Source organism: Pseudomonas sp. XS1P51, assembly GCF_054897845.1.
This window is the reverse complement of the sequence record NZ_CM142707.1, coordinates 5,177,749-5,193,423: the sequence shown is the minus strand read 5'-3', so window position 1 is coordinate 5,193,423 and position 15,675 is coordinate 5,177,749. Positions and strand designations below refer to the sequence as shown.

The following is a 15,675-nucleotide window of genomic DNA, read 5'->3' as shown; positions in this document are numbered from 1 at the left end:
GCTCAAGCTAACCGCCATAAATTCACAGAAATGATTGCCCTTACCCTAAATGACTACAAATTCGGCGCACAGTTCTGAAAAGTTAAAATCCTTCAAACTTCGTCTTTCATCTTGAGCAATGGCTCTTGAAAACGCAGCAAGCGACCGGCATTCCCCAACACCAGCAACGTGCTCAGGTTATGCAGCAACGCCGCAATCATCGCCCCTGCTGCGCCGAGCCAGCCGAATGCGGCGAAGGCCACTATCGCCAGTGTCCAGCCCAGGCCGATGATCACGTTGACCTGTAAGGTCTGCCGGCACTGGCGACTCAAACGCACACAAGTGCCGAGCCGACGCAGGTCGCTGCCGATCAGCACGATGTCGGCCGACGCCAAGGCAATGTCGGCCCCGCCCGCCCCCATCGCAACCCCGACCACACCGGCCTTGAGTGCCAGCGAATCATTGATGCCGTCGCCAACCACCATCGGCCGGAAGCCGCTGCCGATTTCTTTGAGTACGCGATTGAGTTTGTCCTCGGGCAAGGCCTGGGCTTCGACATCGCTGATCCCGACATCGCGAGCGAGTGTGTGCGCGACGCTTTGCCGATCGCCGGTGAGCAACAACTGTCGCCCCAATCCAAGTTCACGCAACTCGCTCAAGGCAAACCGTGCTTCGGGTTTGACGCTGTCCGCCAGCAATAGCCAGGCAAGGAATTCGCCGTTGAGCGCCAGCCCGGCAATCGGGCCATCGTGTTCAGGAACGGCTGACGTGGTGATGCCTAACTGCGCGAACAACTCCGGTCGACCGAGTGCTGCCTCACCCTGCTCGGTCATTGCCACCACGCCCAGACCCTGACGCTCATGAATGTCCGAGAGCAAAAGAAAATGCTCCTGCGTGACCAACCCGGCGAGCGCGCGACTGACCGGGTGACTGCTGGCGGAGCCGAGGCTGGCGGCGAGTTTCAGGACGTGACTGCGGTCCGCCAGCGGGCTGTCGATGGATTGCAGGCGCAGGGTGCCGAAGGTCAGCGTTCCCGTTTTATCAACGACCAACGAGGTCAGGTCGGCCAACTCTTCAAGAAACGCCGAGCTGCGAATCAGAATGCCGTGACGAGCAGCCACGGCGACCCCGGCAATCGCCGTGGCCGGTGCGGACAAAACCAGCGCGCAAGGACAGGCAGCGACCAACACCGCGAGCATCGCCTGGGCGTCGTTGGTGATGAACCACGTCACCGCCGCCAGCAGCAACACCAGCACCATGTAGCTGCCGGCGTAGCGTTCCAGTAAACGCGTGATCGGCGGTTTGGATCGCTCGGCGCTTTGCATCAGCGCGATGACTTTGCCCAAGGTCGATTCGTTGCCGGTGCGGGTCACTTCAATGCGCAGCAGTCCATCCAGGTTGATGGCCCCACCGAAAACCTGCATGCCCACGCCCGCCTCCATCGGCACCGACTCACCGGTGATCGAAGCCGTGTCGAGACTCGCCTGACCGGACAACACCCGGCCATCGGCCGGCACTCGATCGCCGGCGCGCACTTCCACAATGTCGCCAGCCTTGAGTGTACCGTTGTCGACTTCGACGATTGAGCCGTCAGCCTGAACCTTGCGTGCGTGGCTACGCGTCAACTTGCCGAGCGCGTGAATCGCCTCCTGTGAACCGATCACGCTGCGCTCTTCCAGCACGTGGCCGAAAATCATGATGATCGGCAGCAGCGCGGCGGTCAGCAGGTCGCCGGTAGCCCAGGCACCGAGCATCGCCAAGGCGATCAACTGATCGGTAATCCCATGCAAGCTCGGGTAACGCAGGCTGTACCAGGCCGAGCGCATCACCGGCACGGCCACCAACAGCGAGGCAAAACCCAACAGCAATTGACTGACGCCCGTCTGCTCAGGCGACAACCAGCGCCAGATCAACCCCAGCGCCAGCAAGCCAAGAGCGAGCATGGCCAGGGTCAGTTGGCGTGCAGCGCTGCGTTGTTCGGCCGAGGACAACATGCTCGGTGCGGCGGCGGTTTGAGCGGTCATTGTGCAGCTCCCTGAATGATCAGGCGGGAATCGTCTTTCGGATTGACCGTCGTCACTGAGCCGGCCTGACCGAGAATCTTCGGCATCCGCTCGCGGTAAATGCGCAGCAACATTTGCGGGTCGGTGCCCTGCTGTTGCGCCTTGGCCAGACTCAACACGGTGGCGGTGTCGGCAGAGGCTTTGGCCAGCCGCTCACTCGCTTGGGCGTGGGCAACCTGCAACGTGCGGTCGGCCTGTTCGTTGGCGGTCTGGGTGAGTTTCTCGGCTTCAGTACGCGCGTTGGCCACGACTTTATCGGCTTGCTGGCTGGCAGTCAGAACGGCGTTGAAGGCGTTGACCGCAGGCCCCGGCAAACTCGATTGCACATCGACTCGCGCCACTTCGATCCCAAGTCCCTGCCCGGTCGCCGTCAGCTCCGCCAGGCGTTGATTGATGCCTTGCACCAGGTCACCGCGCAGGCGTTCGCGTCTTTCGGCCGCCTGTTTATCCGCGCCGATGAGTTCCGGTCGCGCCACCAGAATGGTGTCCAGATCGCGCGCGGCAGTGAGGGCCAAGGCACTGCGCGTCACCAGGCGATCCAATGCCGGCAACACATGTTCACCTTGAAGGACGAAGGCATACGGTTCGGTGACTTTGTAAAATACCCGCACATCCAGTTGCACCACCCCAGCGTCACCGGTCAGCAGATAACCGGAGCCAGCGAGCGCATCACTGAGCGGCGTGGCAAAACTCGCCAGTCGATCGGCCTGCAATGCGCTCTCCGTGCGCAGCAGATTTTCCACCCGGCGTTCGATCACCCGATCCGCCGCTGGCAACAAAACCACCTGCTCAAACGGACGCGGCCAAGCCAACAGCAAACCCGCATTCTGGATGCGATCCAGCGCGCCAAAGTGCAGCACCACCGCACGATTCTGGGGGTCGATCTGCCGCACATTGGAAAACGCCCAAGCCAGCGCGGCCAACACCGTGACCGCATACAGCGCGAGAAAGGCCAATCGCCCGGCTTGAATCCAGGGACTGCTCAACTCAATTGTTCCACGTGGAACCAAATTCATGGCTGCGACCCGGATTTGTTATCAAGGGTCGGCGGACCGTCGACCAGCACCCGGAACGGCGCGGCATCAGTGCGCAAAATCAGTTTGGTGCCGGGCGTGACGATGGTGCCCAAGGTATCGAGGGAGCGCAGCAGGTTGTAGAGCTGTGGTGAGCCGGCGTAGGCACGGCCGTAAATTTGCGCCGCTTCGACCCGGGATTGCGCTTCGATGTCGGCGGCTTTCACGGTGGCATCGGCCTGGACGATTCGCGCATCACGTTCGGCGGCGGAACGGATTTGCGCCGCTTCGCGCTTGCCGATGGCCGTGCGTTCGGTGGCGATTGTTTCACGCTCGGCACGCATACGATCGACCGTGGCCGTCAGGGTTACCGACGGCAAGGTCAAACGCTCGACACCCACTTGCACCACCCGCACCCCATAAGTCGTCAGCAACTGCTGATCGATTTGCTGACGCAGTTGCGCTTCAAAATCGGCGATGTGTACCTGACTGGCGTCGGTGTTGACCAGATTGGCCAGATCAAAACTGCTGGCCGTGGTTTCCAGCGCCGAGCCGACAAAAGTGCGAATCTGCCGCGCCGCTTCGTCCGGCTGATTCTGCACCGCGCGCATAAAGCGCTGAACATTGTCTGGATCGCCCTGCACCTGCCACGCCACATAAGCCTGAACGATGATGCGCAGACCATCCCGCGTGCCCACATCCTGCAAACCGCTGGACGTGGTGCGCAGGCGCAGATCCACCGGGATCGCCGCTTCGAACGGTGCCGGCCAACGCCAGCCGAGCCCCGGCTCCAGCAACACCCGTGACGGATTGCCGAAGCGCGTGATCACCGTGGCCTCCCCCGAGCGCACTTGTACCAGACTCGCTGCCGCGATGGCGAATGCCACCAGCAACGTCGCCCACCCCATGCGCCGCCACGGGAACGGACCGGCTTCTTGTGGATCACCGTGGTGATGATGGTGATGTCCGTGGTGATGCCCGCCCTGGCCGTGATCGTGGCCGCTGTGGTCATCATGGTCGTGAGTGTGCGACTGGCTCAATTGGCAGCTCCTGGCTGAGCGGTTTTACGCGCCGACGCAGGGTCAGCCGGCAGCGTGAACGTACGGAGGTCGATGGTCGGCGCGTTGCTGCTGCCGCCCAGGCGATGGTCGAGGACCAATAGCCTGGCGTTGGCCAGGCCCTGGGAAAGTTGGCTGAAATATTGTTCCAGCACGAAGGCCTGGCCAGCGCTGGCATAGGCCTTTTGCTCGGTGCTGAATTTCAGGTCCGCCGCTTGGGCGGTGGCGTTGATTTCACGCGCGCTGGCCGTCGCTTGATCGCGAGCGATGCTGGCCTGCAGTTGCGCCTGATTGGTGGCCTCTGCTGCCGCGCCGCGTTCGCGTGAGATCAATGCCTGGGCACCAATCTGCGCCGCTTGCACGCCATGATAAGCATTGGCCGCACCGGCCGGTGGGTGAATGGCTTCGACCACCGTGGCGAGAATTTCCACGCCGCTGTCGATTTTTTCCAGGTCAGCCTGCACGGCCCGGCCGATTTCTTCGGCGAGCCCTACCCTGTCCTCGCCGAGCAAGCCGTCGAGGGTTCGCGAGGCAAAATCGTGAACCAGAATCCGGCTGGCGGTGCTGCGGATCAGCGTCGGCACGTCGGCACTGTTGTAACTCGCCGCCAACGCGGCTTGATCGCTCAGGCCGATGCGGTAGACGAAACGCACATCCATATTGACGATCTGGAAGCTCTGCTTGTCGGCACGGCTGCTGGCGATGACCTGGGATTTATCGTTTACATGGCTGGCGTCCCATAAGCGATTGGCAATCGCCGGTGCCGGGCCTTCTGCCGGTTCGGCCGTGATCGGTGCCGTCGCGTCGCCGACACTGGTTGCCAACTCGTGGACCACGCCATTCTCGACGCTCAGCACTCGGCCCAACGGCCAAGGTAACCCCGCGTGCAAACCAGGACCGAATACTTCCACCGGTTTACCGAAACGCTCGTAAATCCCCCGCCCTTGCAGCGGTATTTCGTGAATACCAGTGAGTGACCAGCCGACAATTGCCACCACCACCAACACCGGCAAAAAGGCCCGCCGCATGTAGGTGAAGGCCCAGATCTGCCGCAGATCGATGCCGAAGCGGTTGTGCAATTCGTGCTGCAACGCCAGCAACGGTTGTGGCGGCCAGCGCAGCATGTCGGCGACGAAACTTCGCGCCAGCAATGCTGGTTCGACGCGCTCCCGCCGGGGACTGAACAATGACAACGCGGCGCGCAGCAGCATCTCGATCGCGACGAGCCCCGGCAGCAAACCTATCAGTACGGCCAGACGCACCGGCCAGACCGAGATCTCGTTGGCGAATAACAGGCAAAAGGCGCTTAACACCAGACAGATAATTGCCACACGGGACAGCTGCCCCAACGACCCTGCTTCAGGCCATTGGGCCATGTTTTCCTGGGCCAGTTGACGCTCCAGCACCAGCAAACCGAAAGCCAGCAGCAACGACAACGCAGCACCGACACTGGCAGAAAGGCCCAGCGCGGCAGGCGGTAGTGCAAGGTTCCAGACCTGGTTGACGCTGAACAACGTCAACAACGCCCAACCGCCCAGCCACAGCGTCGGGGTGCCGATCTGCACCAGTATTCGCAACCATCGCCGACTGATCCGATCCAGCAGCCGTTCGTACCAGCCGTCCGGAGCCACGACTTCGTCAGTCAGGACCACTGGCACCGAGGGCGTCATCGCCCGTGCACGCCATTGCGTCACCCACCAGGCCGATTGCAGACCGGCAACCAGTACCAGCAACCCCGCGCTCTGATTGACCAGCAAGGCTGGCCAAAGTGACAGCGGCGCAAACAGCCCGACAAAAAATGCCAGCACCCAACCTGTTGCCGCAAGCGCGCCCAGGCCGATTGCGAACTGTCGCAATCGCCGCCCTTGAAAGACAGCCTGCTGAAAGCGCGGCAGCCCTGTTACCTCTGCCCCATCAACATCGAGATCGACTTGCATACCACCCCAGTGTTTGTCTTTGCTCACGTCGCAATCCGTTACGATATAACGAAATCGGTGAAATTTTCGTACTGATTTGCCTTATTCAAAGATGCCCGACCTGTCGCTTGGCTGAAGCCTTGACCGAAATGCGTCGGAACGCACATATTACGTCCGTAATTTTATTCAAAGGCTACTTTTATCCAGCCCGATCCCTTTCAATCCAGGAGTACAACCATGAGCACTTATGACGTCGTGATTCTGGGCGGAGGCCCCGGCGGTTATAACGCCGCCATACGCGCCGGCCAGCTGGGCCTGAAAGCGGCTTGCGTAGAAGGGCGCGCCACCCTCGGTGGCACCTGCCTGAATGTCGGTTGCATGCCGTCGAAGGCATTACTGCACGCCTCCGAACTCTACGACGCGGCCATGGGCGCGGAATTCGCCAACCTGGGGATCGAAGTCAAACCCACCCTCAACCTCGCCCAGATGATGAAGCAGAAGGATGAAAGCGTTACCGGGCTGACCAAGGGTATCGAGTTTCTCTTTCGCAAAAACAAGGTCGACTGGATCAAGGGCTGGGGCCACATCGACGGGCCGGGCAAAGTCACGGTGACTGATAGCCAAGGCGGCAAGACCGAACTGAACGCCAAGGACATCGTCATCGCCACCGGTTCCGAACCAACTCCCCTGCCGGGCGTGGACATCGATAACAAACGTATCCTCGACTCAACCGGCGCGCTGTCGTTGGCCGAAGTGCCCAAGCACTTGGTGGTGATTGGCGCCGGCGTCATCGGCCTGGAGCTGGGGTCGGTGTGGCGGCGATTGGGCGCTCAGGTGACCGTGGTCGAGTTTCTCGACCGGATCTGCCCCGGTGTGGACGGTGAAGCCGGTAAAACGCTGCAACGCTCGTTGAGCAAACAAGGCATTAGCTTCAAGTTAAGTTCGAAAGTCACCAGCGCCACGACCTCTGCAACCGGCGTTCAGCTCAGCGTCGAACCTGCGGCCGGCGGCACGGCCGAATTGCTTGAAGCCGACTACGTGCTGGTGGCCATCGGGCGCCGGCCTTACACCCAGGGTCTGGGGCTGGACAACGTCGGCCTCGCGACGGACAAACGCGGCATGCTCGCCAACAAGGGCCACCGCACCGAAGCTGCCGGTGTCTGGGTCATTGGCGACGTGACCTCCGGGCCGATGCTTGCGCACAAGGCTGAAGACGAAGCCATGGCCTGCATCGAGCAAATTGTCGGCAAGGCTGGCGAGGTCAATTACGACCTGATTCCCAACGTCATTTACACCAAACCGGAGCTGGCCAGCGTCGGCAAGACCGAAGAGCAGCTCAAGGCTGAAGGTCGCGCGTATAAAGTCGGCAAATTCCCCTTTACCGCCAACAGCCGGGCGAAGATCAACCACGAAACCGAAGGCTTCGCCAAAGTGCTGGCCGATGAGCGCACCGACGAAATTCTCGGCGTGCATCTGGTGGGCCCGAGCGTCAGTGAAATGATTGGCGAATACTGCGTGGCCATGGAGTTCAGCGCCTCCGCCGAAGACATTGCCCTGACCTGCCATCCACACCCGACCCGCTCCGAGGCGTTGCGCCAGGCGGCGATGAATGTGGAAGGGATGGCGACGCAGATGTAGGGCTCGGGGATTTGCTGCGGCGGATCCATCGCCATCGCGAGCAGGCTCGCTTGTATGTTTAGACTTGAAGGGGTGGGCGGGACTAAAGGCTCGATTCCGACTCTTGCCAGTACGGACCGTGGGAGACTTCTCTCCCGCCCTTTCTACCCAAAGCGCCGATAAGGAATTCATCGGTAAAACCGACGATAGAGGCAAGCCAGCGCAACGGTAGACCCCGACAAGCTCTTAAACCCTAGCTCCGAGGATTCGTCATAACAATCCTTACTTCGCCGACGGTTGTTGGCATCGATATCGCCAAGGCCGAAATAGTTGTCTATCGCGCCGATCTGCAAACCACTGAAGCCATCAAAAACGACCGAGCAGCCCTCAAACGCTGGCTTAAAACATTGCCTGCCCGAAGTGCTATCGCCGTTGAAGCCACCAACATCTACCACCTGGACACCGTCGATCTGGCTCATGCGATGGGCCATCAGGTTTATGTCGTGGATGCTTATCGGGTCAGTAACTATCGCCGCGGCATCGGCCAACGCGCCAAGAATGATCCCTGCGATGCCCGGTTGCTGGCGCGCTATTTAACGAATGAACAAGACGGACTGCGGATCTGGAACCCGCCACCCAAGGCCTACACCTCACTGAAAAGCTTGCTCCACAGACGGGCAACGCTGATCCAGAACCACACCGGTCTGATGCTGAGCTGGACCAATGAACCCTTGTTGAAGAAAGTGCAGGTCGCTCAGCAGAAGGCATTCAAGCAAGCGGATCAGGCCATTCAGAAACTGCTGCGTAAGGTCAGCAAAGAGGCGGGTATCGAAGCGAATATCGACCGTTGCAAAGCCATCGAAGGCGTTGGCGAACTAACCGCAACCGGGTTGGCAACCACCTTTATGCGCGGTGATTTCGCCAATAGCGACGCGTTCATCGCGTATCTGGGGATGGACCTGACGGTGGATGATTCCGGGAAGAAAAACTCTCCCCGGCACCTGACCAAAAAAGGCGACCCGGAAGTACGCCGGTTGGCGTACAACGCGGCAATGGCAGCCTGTCGCTCACCTAAATGGAAACCGTTTTATGAGGCGCACCTGGCAAGAGGCCTCTCAAAAACCCAGGCACTGGTGGCCCTTGCCCGGAAACTCTGCCGGGTGGCATTTGCCCTGATGAAAAATCAGGGTGAATACCAACCGGCCTGAAGTTGCAGGGTTGCCCTACAACATAGAATCTCCCACATGTGATCTGCGGCGTCCATTGTGGGAGCGAGCCTGCTCGCGATGCTGTCGACCCGGTCTAAAGCGGTAAATGCTCCAAAGGCAACGCCCCCGGCGTCTTCACCGTGTGAATCGCGAAGTTGCTGCGAATGTCGCTCACGCCTGGCAATTTCAGCAGCCGTCCGGTGAGAAAGCGGTCATAGGCGCGCAGATCCGGCACCACCACTTGCAGCAGAAAATCCGATTCCCCTGACACCAGAAACGCCGAAATCACCTCGGGCAACGCCGTCACGGCCAAGCGAAAGGATTCCGCCTGTTCATCGTTGTGGCGTTCGACCTTGACCCCGACAAACACCGTCAGCCCAAGCCCCACTTCGTCGCGATCCAGATTGGCCTGGTAACCGCGAATAACCCCGGCTTCCTCGAGCATCCGTACCCGACGCAAACAGGGCGATGCGGACAGGCCGATTTCCTCAGCCAGTTGCACGTTGCTCAGGCGACCGTCCCGTTGCAGGGCCGCGAGAATTTTGCGGTCGTAGGCGTCCAGCTTCATGATTCGGTAGATCCTGATGGTTAACGTGCAATTTCGTAGCAGGTTATGCCAACCCACGGCGTTTTAGAAGTGAACTACGCAACCACCTGCCCTGCCCTTCAGCCCTAGACTGGCGGTACCGAATCGACAACGAATGGGGTGCAACGTGGCAGGACTCTGGCTGTTTTTCATGGCGCTGGCGGTGGTTTATCTGTTGCCGGGCCCAGACATGATCCTGCTGTTACAGACCGGCGCCCGTCAGGGCAAAGGCGCGGCATTGGCCACAGCGGTGGGTCTTGGTATTGCCCGGGGTTGTCATGTGGCGTTGGCGGCATTGGGGCTCGCGGCGCTGTTCAAGGCAGCGCCCTGGACCTTCGACGTGGTGCGCCTGGCCGGTGCCGCGTACCTGTTGTGGATCGGCATTCAGTGCCTGCGAACCACGATGCTGCCGAATTTGAACGATGCAGAAACCACCAGCGAAAAAGCTCACTGGCGCGCAGCAATCCAGCGCGGTTTGCTGACCAACCTGCTTAACCCCAAGGCGCTTCTGTTTTGCTCGGTGCTGTTGCCGCAGTTCATCGATCCTCACGCCGGGCCGGTGCTTGCACAATTTGCGATCCTGGGCGTGGTGCTGGTCGGTGTGGGTCTGTTGTTCGACAGCGCGTACGCATTGGCCGGTGCTGCGCTGGGCCGCTGGCTGCAACGCAGTCCTTCGGCCCAGCGCCTGCAGCAGTGGTTGTTTGGCAGCCTGTTGATCGGCTTTGCGGTGCGGCTGACGTTTGTTCAACAGGCATGAGCCTTACTGTGCCTTTCGCCGACGGCGGTTGATCAGCAACAACGCCGCTGCCGTAACCGCTATCACACCGCCGAACTGCAACGGTTTCTTGTAGGGCCGCAGTTGAGCCCGCGCAGCGTCGGTGACCTGAGTTACATAGCGCTTGTCGGCGTTCTGGAAGTCCGGTTCCTGGCATTGATGACCGAAGTCGCCGGCCCAGTTCACATACGGGCCTTCCTCGACATAACGACGGTAGAACGCGCTTTGCTCTTGCAGGCTCGTCCCCCATGACGAAGCTTTGCATAGCACCGCAACAAAAGCCTGACTGCTGTGGGGCAGATGATCAGCGGCCTTGCTCGCCAGGACTGTGGCGACAAAACGGTAATGGAAACGCTCATCAGGTTGCGCCACTGTGGCTCGCTGACGCTCCACTTCACCCGAGGCCATCAGCGGTCCGACTTTGAGTTCGGGCGTTTCCAGACTGTAATTGCCACCGAAGGTGGCGTAATCCGGAGACATCTCGTAACCCAACAGTTCCAGACCGTCGAAACGGGCCACCGTCGCAGCATAGTAATAAGCGAATGCCCGTTTGGTCGGCCACCATTTCGATTCGGCGTCGTGGCGCAACTGCCCATACCACCTGGCCTTATGCTGCAACTCAACCCTGTCGAAGTACTGCGGCGCTTCGTCGTAACGCTCTTCGCGCAACATCCGCCGCCCAAGCAAATTACGCAGCTTCGCCGCCACCGGCAACGGCACATAGTTATCGCGATCCTGCTGGGTCAGCGGCGGTGGTGCTGGCACTTGAGTGTCGACGTAATGCTTGAGCTCATCGACAGTCAGCACCCGCTCGGCGACGGTGGCCGCATCGAACCAATAGATGTCTTGGCTACGATAGAGCTGATCAAACGCTTGCAGGTAATCCCCGCGTTGCAGGGCCAGGATCGCGCTTTCTCCTTCGACCCGGCATTTGGGCTGAACTGTTTCGAAATCCCAGTCGGGGGTCCGTCGCTCGCCCCAGGATTCATTCTGCGGGAAGGCCTGGGAAGCCTTGGCGTACGCTGCGGCGGCGGCAGTTTTGTCGCCATCACGCATCGCCAGTTTGGCCCGCAACCACCATGCCAGACCACCCTCGCCCGCGTGTTCGAGGAAGGCCTTGGCGCTGGCGTAGTCACCCTGTTGATAATTCACCGCCGCCAGACGATCAGCGTTATCGAGGCTGCCTCGGGTGCTGTTTTGCAACAGTTTGATCAATTTCAATTCGTTCGGTGGTTGATCACCGAATGACCAACCCAGTCGGCTGAGCAACGACGCGGCCACCAGTTGTTGCACCGGTTTGCCCTTTAGCAGCACCGCGAGTTGATCTTCAGGCAGTGCCGCCAGATCGGCCATCAACAGTTTCAGCGAGGTGTAGCCCACCGCCGAGCCGTGGAGATTTTGCGTGGCGTAAAGCTCGATGGCGCTGTTCCAGTCACCCGCCGTGCGCGCCACTCGTGCTTCTTCGCCGAGGCTGGCAACGCCCAGTTCCAGCGGGTCGCTGAAGCCGTCGATGCTCAGTTGACGGGCCTGCTCGAAGGCTTTTCGCGACTGTGCCAGCCGGTCGGGCGTTGCGTCCGCTTCGGCGCTCATCGCAAACAACGCCCGGCCCAGCGAATACACGGCCCAGGTGCTGCGCAGTGGCCGTTGATCCACAGGCAACGCCAACACTTTCTCGAAGTATTCGGCGGCCAGTCCATGGTCACCCGCGTTGAATGCCACGGCGCCCGCCAGATAGAACCTGAGCTCGGTCGGCAGGCTCGCGCCTTGAGTCTCGACCTGATGCGCATCGGTCAACGTGCGCAGCTGTTTTACCAGCGCTTGCTGCTCCGCCGTCAAACCAGCCTGCTCGGCGTTGTCCCGCTGCTCTGCATAGTCGGGCGCGTCCAGGCTGTAGACGACTTCGGTGACGCTTTTCAAACCCGCGATTGCATGCCCAAGGCGATTGACCTCGAACTGGAAGTTGCCTTCCGGCAGCTCCGCCAGCGACTGGCCACGGTTGTCGAGCAGACGCATGGGGAAATCCGGCCCGCAGGCCAGCGCCGAACCCAGCGGTAAGCTGAGGCTCAGGCAGAACAGATGGCGGGGCCAGTTACGGGTGAACATTCGAACCTCCTTGATCAATGTTTGCGCAGCGCGCCCAACCGATGGCGCGCTGCCCGCCGGCCGGTATCCGACCATCGCGCAGGCGGGTGAAGGTAAGCACATCCGGGCTTTGCTGCAACGCATAACCGGCCAGGGCATCCGCGCCTTCACAGCCCTGAACCGCGAGCGTCAGGCGTGCGGGCCAGACGTTGTCGAGGTTGCCTTGATTGCTGAGGCTGATGTCATAAAGGCCTTCCTGCGCAGAGAGTTTCAACACAAGGCGACTGTCGAGGGCATCGCCGCGCGCTACAGCGCGCAAGGTCGTCAGGCTCCACGCCCGGCGATCATTGGCCAGCGGCAGGCGAAACCAGATCAGTCCCGCCAGATGAGCCGGCGGATCGTTGCGCAACTCGGTGCCGAGTGTGCTCAGTTGCTGCGGATCGGCCAGCAATTCCCGACGCTCGCCACCCCGCTCGATAGGTACTTCGCTTTCCACGATCGGTGCGCCGCTGTCCTGCGGCAACAACGCCACGCCATAGGCGGGCAGCGCCAGATAGAAAGGTTTCGAAGTAATGCGGCCCCAGGCCTGCGCCCATTTCCCGGCCTGATCCGCGTCAAACAAGCCGCGACGCGGATCACTCACCGCATGCACTTGCAACACGCTGCTGTCGACTGTGGATAACAGCGCCGGCAATTCAGGACTGTCGAGCCAGGCCGGCAACGCCGTGATACTCAGCGCAACTGAGCTCGGCAGAACGGCGCGTAGATGCGTAAGAAATTCACGATAGGCCGGTAGCCGAGCGTTACCCGCATCGTGGTCGATTTCCACGCCAGAGAGATTCAGCCCCAGCCCTTGCCAATCGCTAAGCACCTGCTGGATTTGCGCGGTTACCTCATCCCGATCCAGTGACTTGAGCTGGCCATCGAGGCGAATCACCGCAATCAACGGCCGACCGTCACGCTTGAGCAGTGCCGGGTCAATCCGCGCCCGGCTCCAACCCGCCTGGGGGAATGCCTGTAATGCCAACACCCGCAGGGTCGAAAAATCGGCGCGGCTATCAGTGAGCGCGGCGTCGTGGGCCGGCGTCCATTGTCGTTGCCAGACGTAGAGTTGCTGATCGAGCGGCGGTACGTCCTGGCGCCCGCAGCCGTTGAGCACCACCACCACCAGCAAGCCGATCAAGCGAGTGAAGAAAACCATCAAAACCTTATCCCTGAAATGCAGAAAGGGCCTCTCAAGGCCCTTTTTCGCTCTGCTCGCTACCCTACTGAGCCATTGGCTTGCGGGCAATGATCACCGGCACTGATTCATCAGATATCCAGGACCAAAGGCTGCGTCCCCTGCGCCGGAATCGCACAACAAATCAGCACGTGTCCTTCGTCCGGGACCTCCGCCGGTGGCTGTGGATAATTGACCTGGCCGCTGATCAGGCGAGTCTTGCAGGTCCCGCAGGAACCGCCGCGGCAACTGAACTCCGGGTGTAATCCACGGCTTTCCGCCAACTCCAGCAAACTGCCGCCGTCCGGCTGCCAGCGGGCCTCTTTGGCTGAGCGCTGGAACACCACCGGCACCGACGTGGTAGCGGCTGGCGGTTGTTCGATGACCACCGCATCGGGGTCCGGCTGACGACGCAACGTCGATGGGCCGAAGGTTTCGGCGTGAATCCTTGAGTCGCGGATGTCCAGTTCCCGCAGGCTGTCGTACAGACCTTGGGTAAAACTTCCCGGCCCGCAGAGGACAAAATCCAGCTGATCGTAGTCCTCCACTTCGAGAATGGTCTTGAGCAACGCGGCATCGATCCGTCCGCTCAGGTCGAAGTCTTCACCCTCTCGGGCCTCGGCTTCCGGTTGACTCAGCAGACGCAACACCCTGACAGCATCACCTGCGCCATCCAGCAAACGATCCACCTCAGGACTAAACGGTTGATCGGCCAATGTGCGCGAACTCTGGAAAAACCATGTAGGCCGAATGTGCCGAGTACGCAGGCCTTGGTAAACCACCTCCCGCAGCATCGACAGCAGCGGCGTAATGCCTACACCCGCGGCCAACAACACCAACGGCCGACGCTCGTGGGGCGCCACGGTGAAATGCCCTTGAGGCGCGCGAGCCTCCAACACATCACCAACCCGAATCTGTTCGTGCAAATGTGAAGACACCAACCCCTCACGCTTCACGCTGATGCGGAAAAAATCATCGGACGGCGCGCTCGACAGGCTGTAAGTGCGGATATGCACCTCACCCCCGATGTTGAACCGCAGCGGCAAATGCTGCCCGGCCTGAAACACCGGCAACCCGGCGTCATCGGCAGGCTCCAGATAAATCGAGCGGATGTTGTGGCTTTCCGCTTCGATCCGCACCACCCGCAGCGGCCGCCACTGATCACCCAAGGCCTGGGCTTGCAGACGGGCGTTGGCCTGCTCCCAGGTGCCGGTCAACAAACTGGTGGGCGAAACCCCATCAAAGCGCCAGCGCAGAGCAAGCGCTGCGGGCCGACGCACCGCGCTTTCCACTTCAAATGTCCACAGACGCTCCGCCCCTTGAAACGCCTCGATCTGCGGGCCTTCAAGAATGATTTCGGTGCGACCGCTGAGGTGCAGCAGGTCTCCGGAGTTGAAGTCGATAAACAGTAAACCGGCCCGGGGATTGAGCAGCAGGTTGCCCAAGGTATTGAAGTGCAGGTTGCCGGCGAAATCCGGAATGGTCAGGCGATTACCGTCGACCTGTACGAAACCGACCTGGCCGCCGCGGTGAGACACGTCCACCGAACGCTCGCCATCGACATCCACATAACTGGCGACAAAAAAGGTATCGGCGCCACTGATCATGGCCCTGGCCGTTTCATCCAGCCCATCGAAGTGCTGCGCGATACGGGTCGACGGATCCGCCAGCGGCACCGAGCGAAACTGCCGCAACTGAATGTATTGCGGGCAGTTGCCGAATGACTGTTCCACCGTCACACCGAAGCCGTTCGCCGTCATTGCGCCGACGCGACCGTTGATGCGGTTGCGACGCCGGGTGTGCAATTCGATGCCCAACAGACCGATTGCTGCGCCATCCGTTAACTGCGCGGGATCATCGGCGCCAGGCAGGCTGTTGAATTGCAGCACGCCGGGCTCGGGCGAGTGAGCGAAGCCCGGAGGGCCTTCAAGAATACTGGCCCACGGGTTGCCATCGACATCCACCGCGCCGTACAGCATGAACGGCTGTTGCTGATAGAACGTGCGGTGCTGGTCCGGCATTTCCGTGCGAATCACCCTACGACCAAACGCCTCCATTCGTTCGGCAACACCTACGTGTGCCTGTAACTGTTTCTCGCCAGCGTGCCACGGTGAACGGTCCATAACGGCGTCTCCCCTGCGCCATGGGCACAGTGTGAA

General features: G+C 60.8%; 10 protein-coding genes and 1 pseudogene. 3 read left to right on the top strand and 8 right to left on the bottom strand.

What is annotated here, in order from left to right:
- Positions 1 to 92 precede the first annotated feature (92 nt).
- The 4 genes from ACYZUD_RS24095 to hflK (ACYZUD_RS24080) are packed head-to-tail and all read right to left on the bottom strand — an operon-like array spanning position 93 to position 6,050.
- Positions 93 to 2,003, bottom strand: a complete 1,911-nt coding sequence (locus ACYZUD_RS24095) for a cation-translocating P-type ATPase (RefSeq protein WP_462020469.1) — start codon at positions 2,001 to 2,003, stop codon at positions 93 to 95.
- A complete protein-coding gene (hflK, locus tag ACYZUD_RS24090) occupies positions 2,000 to 3,058 on the bottom strand; it encodes a protease modulator HflK (RefSeq protein WP_462020468.1) in 1,059 nt (352 codons plus the stop codon). Before hflK (ACYZUD_RS24090) ends, ACYZUD_RS24095 begins: the two co-directional genes overlap by 4 nt.
- Complete coding sequence (gene hflC, locus ACYZUD_RS24085; protein WP_462020467.1) at positions 3,055 to 4,095, bottom strand: protease modulator HflC; 1,041 nt, start codon at positions 4,093 to 4,095, stop codon at positions 3,055 to 3,057. Before hflC ends, hflK (ACYZUD_RS24090) begins: the two co-directional genes overlap by 4 nt.
- A complete protein-coding gene (hflK, locus tag ACYZUD_RS24080) occupies positions 4,092 to 6,050 on the bottom strand; it encodes a protease modulator HflK (RefSeq protein WP_462025104.1) in 1,959 nt (652 codons plus the stop codon). The genes hflC and hflK (ACYZUD_RS24080) overlap by 4 nt, the downstream gene beginning before the upstream one ends.
- Positions 6,051 to 6,266: 216 nt before the next feature.
- Between hflK (ACYZUD_RS24080) and lpdA the strand changes: the two genes are divergently transcribed.
- Together lpdA and ACYZUD_RS24070 are read left to right on the top strand one after the other, a co-directional pair.
- A complete protein-coding gene (lpdA, locus tag ACYZUD_RS24075; RefSeq protein WP_462020466.1) occupies positions 6,267 to 7,667 on the top strand; it encodes a dihydrolipoyl dehydrogenase in 1,401 nt (466 codons plus the stop codon).
- A 251-nt stretch (positions 7,668 to 7,918) separates the two neighbouring features.
- A pseudogene (locus tag ACYZUD_RS24070) lies at positions 7,919 to 8,880 on the top strand (IS110 family transposase).
- Positions 8,881 to 8,948: 68 nt separating this feature from the next.
- Here ACYZUD_RS24070 and ACYZUD_RS24065 read toward each other — a convergent pair.
- Positions 8,949 to 9,422, bottom strand: coding sequence for an Lrp/AsnC family transcriptional regulator (locus tag ACYZUD_RS24065; RefSeq protein ID WP_462020465.1), 474 nt, complete (start codon positions 9,420 to 9,422; stop codon positions 8,949 to 8,951).
- A 145-nt stretch (positions 9,423 to 9,567) separates the two neighbouring features.
- Between ACYZUD_RS24065 and ACYZUD_RS24060 the strand changes: the two genes are divergently transcribed.
- Positions 9,568 to 10,197, top strand: coding sequence for a LysE family translocator (locus tag ACYZUD_RS24060; RefSeq protein WP_462020464.1), 630 nt, complete (start codon positions 9,568 to 9,570; stop codon positions 10,195 to 10,197).
- 3 nt (positions 10,198 to 10,200) lie between these two features.
- Here ACYZUD_RS24060 and ACYZUD_RS24055 read toward each other — a convergent pair whose 3' ends face one another.
- The 3 genes from ACYZUD_RS24055 to ACYZUD_RS24045 form a co-directional block, all read right to left on the bottom strand.
- A complete protein-coding gene (locus tag ACYZUD_RS24055; protein ID WP_462020463.1) occupies positions 10,201 to 12,318 on the bottom strand; it encodes a hypothetical protein in 2,118 nt (705 codons plus the stop codon).
- Complete coding sequence (locus ACYZUD_RS24050) at positions 12,305 to 13,498, bottom strand: DUF3142 domain-containing protein (RefSeq protein WP_462020462.1); 1,194 nt, start codon at positions 13,496 to 13,498, stop codon at positions 12,305 to 12,307. Before ACYZUD_RS24050 ends, ACYZUD_RS24055 begins: the two co-directional genes overlap by 14 nt.
- A 110-nt stretch (positions 13,499 to 13,608) precedes the next feature.
- Positions 13,609 to 15,639, bottom strand: a complete 2,031-nt coding sequence (locus tag ACYZUD_RS24045) for a pyridoxamine 5'-phosphate oxidase family protein (protein WP_462020461.1) — start codon at positions 15,637 to 15,639, stop codon at positions 13,609 to 13,611.
- Positions 15,640 to 15,675 lie beyond the last annotated feature (36 nt).

Coding starts and splice junctions, on each gene's coding strand:
- hflK (WP_462020468.1), bottom strand. CDS start 3,058: ATGAATTTGGTTCCACGTGGAACAATTGAGTTGAGCAGTCCCTGGATT.
- ACYZUD_RS24055 (WP_462020463.1), bottom strand. CDS start 12,318: ATGTTCACCCGTAACTGGCCCCGCCATCTGTTCTGCCTGAGCCTCAGC.
- lpdA (WP_462020466.1), top strand. CDS start 6,267: ATGAGCACTTATGACGTCGTGATTCTGGGCGGAGGCCCCGGCGGTTAT.
- ACYZUD_RS24045 (WP_462020461.1), bottom strand. CDS start 15,639: ATGGACCGTTCACCGTGGCACGCTGGCGAGAAACAGTTACAGGCACAC.
- ACYZUD_RS24050 (WP_462020462.1), bottom strand. CDS start 13,498: ATGGTTTTCTTCACTCGCTTGATCGGCTTGCTGGTGGTGGTGGTGCTC.
- ACYZUD_RS24095 (WP_462020469.1), bottom strand. CDS start 2,003: ATGACCGCTCAAACCGCCGCCGCACCGAGCATGTTGTCCTCGGCCGAA.
- ACYZUD_RS24065 (WP_462020465.1), bottom strand. CDS start 9,422: ATGAAGCTGGACGCCTACGACCGCAAAATTCTCGCGGCCCTGCAACGG.
- hflK (WP_462025104.1), bottom strand. CDS start 6,050: ATGCAAGTCGATCTCGATGTTGATGGGGCAGAGGTAACAGGGCTGCCG.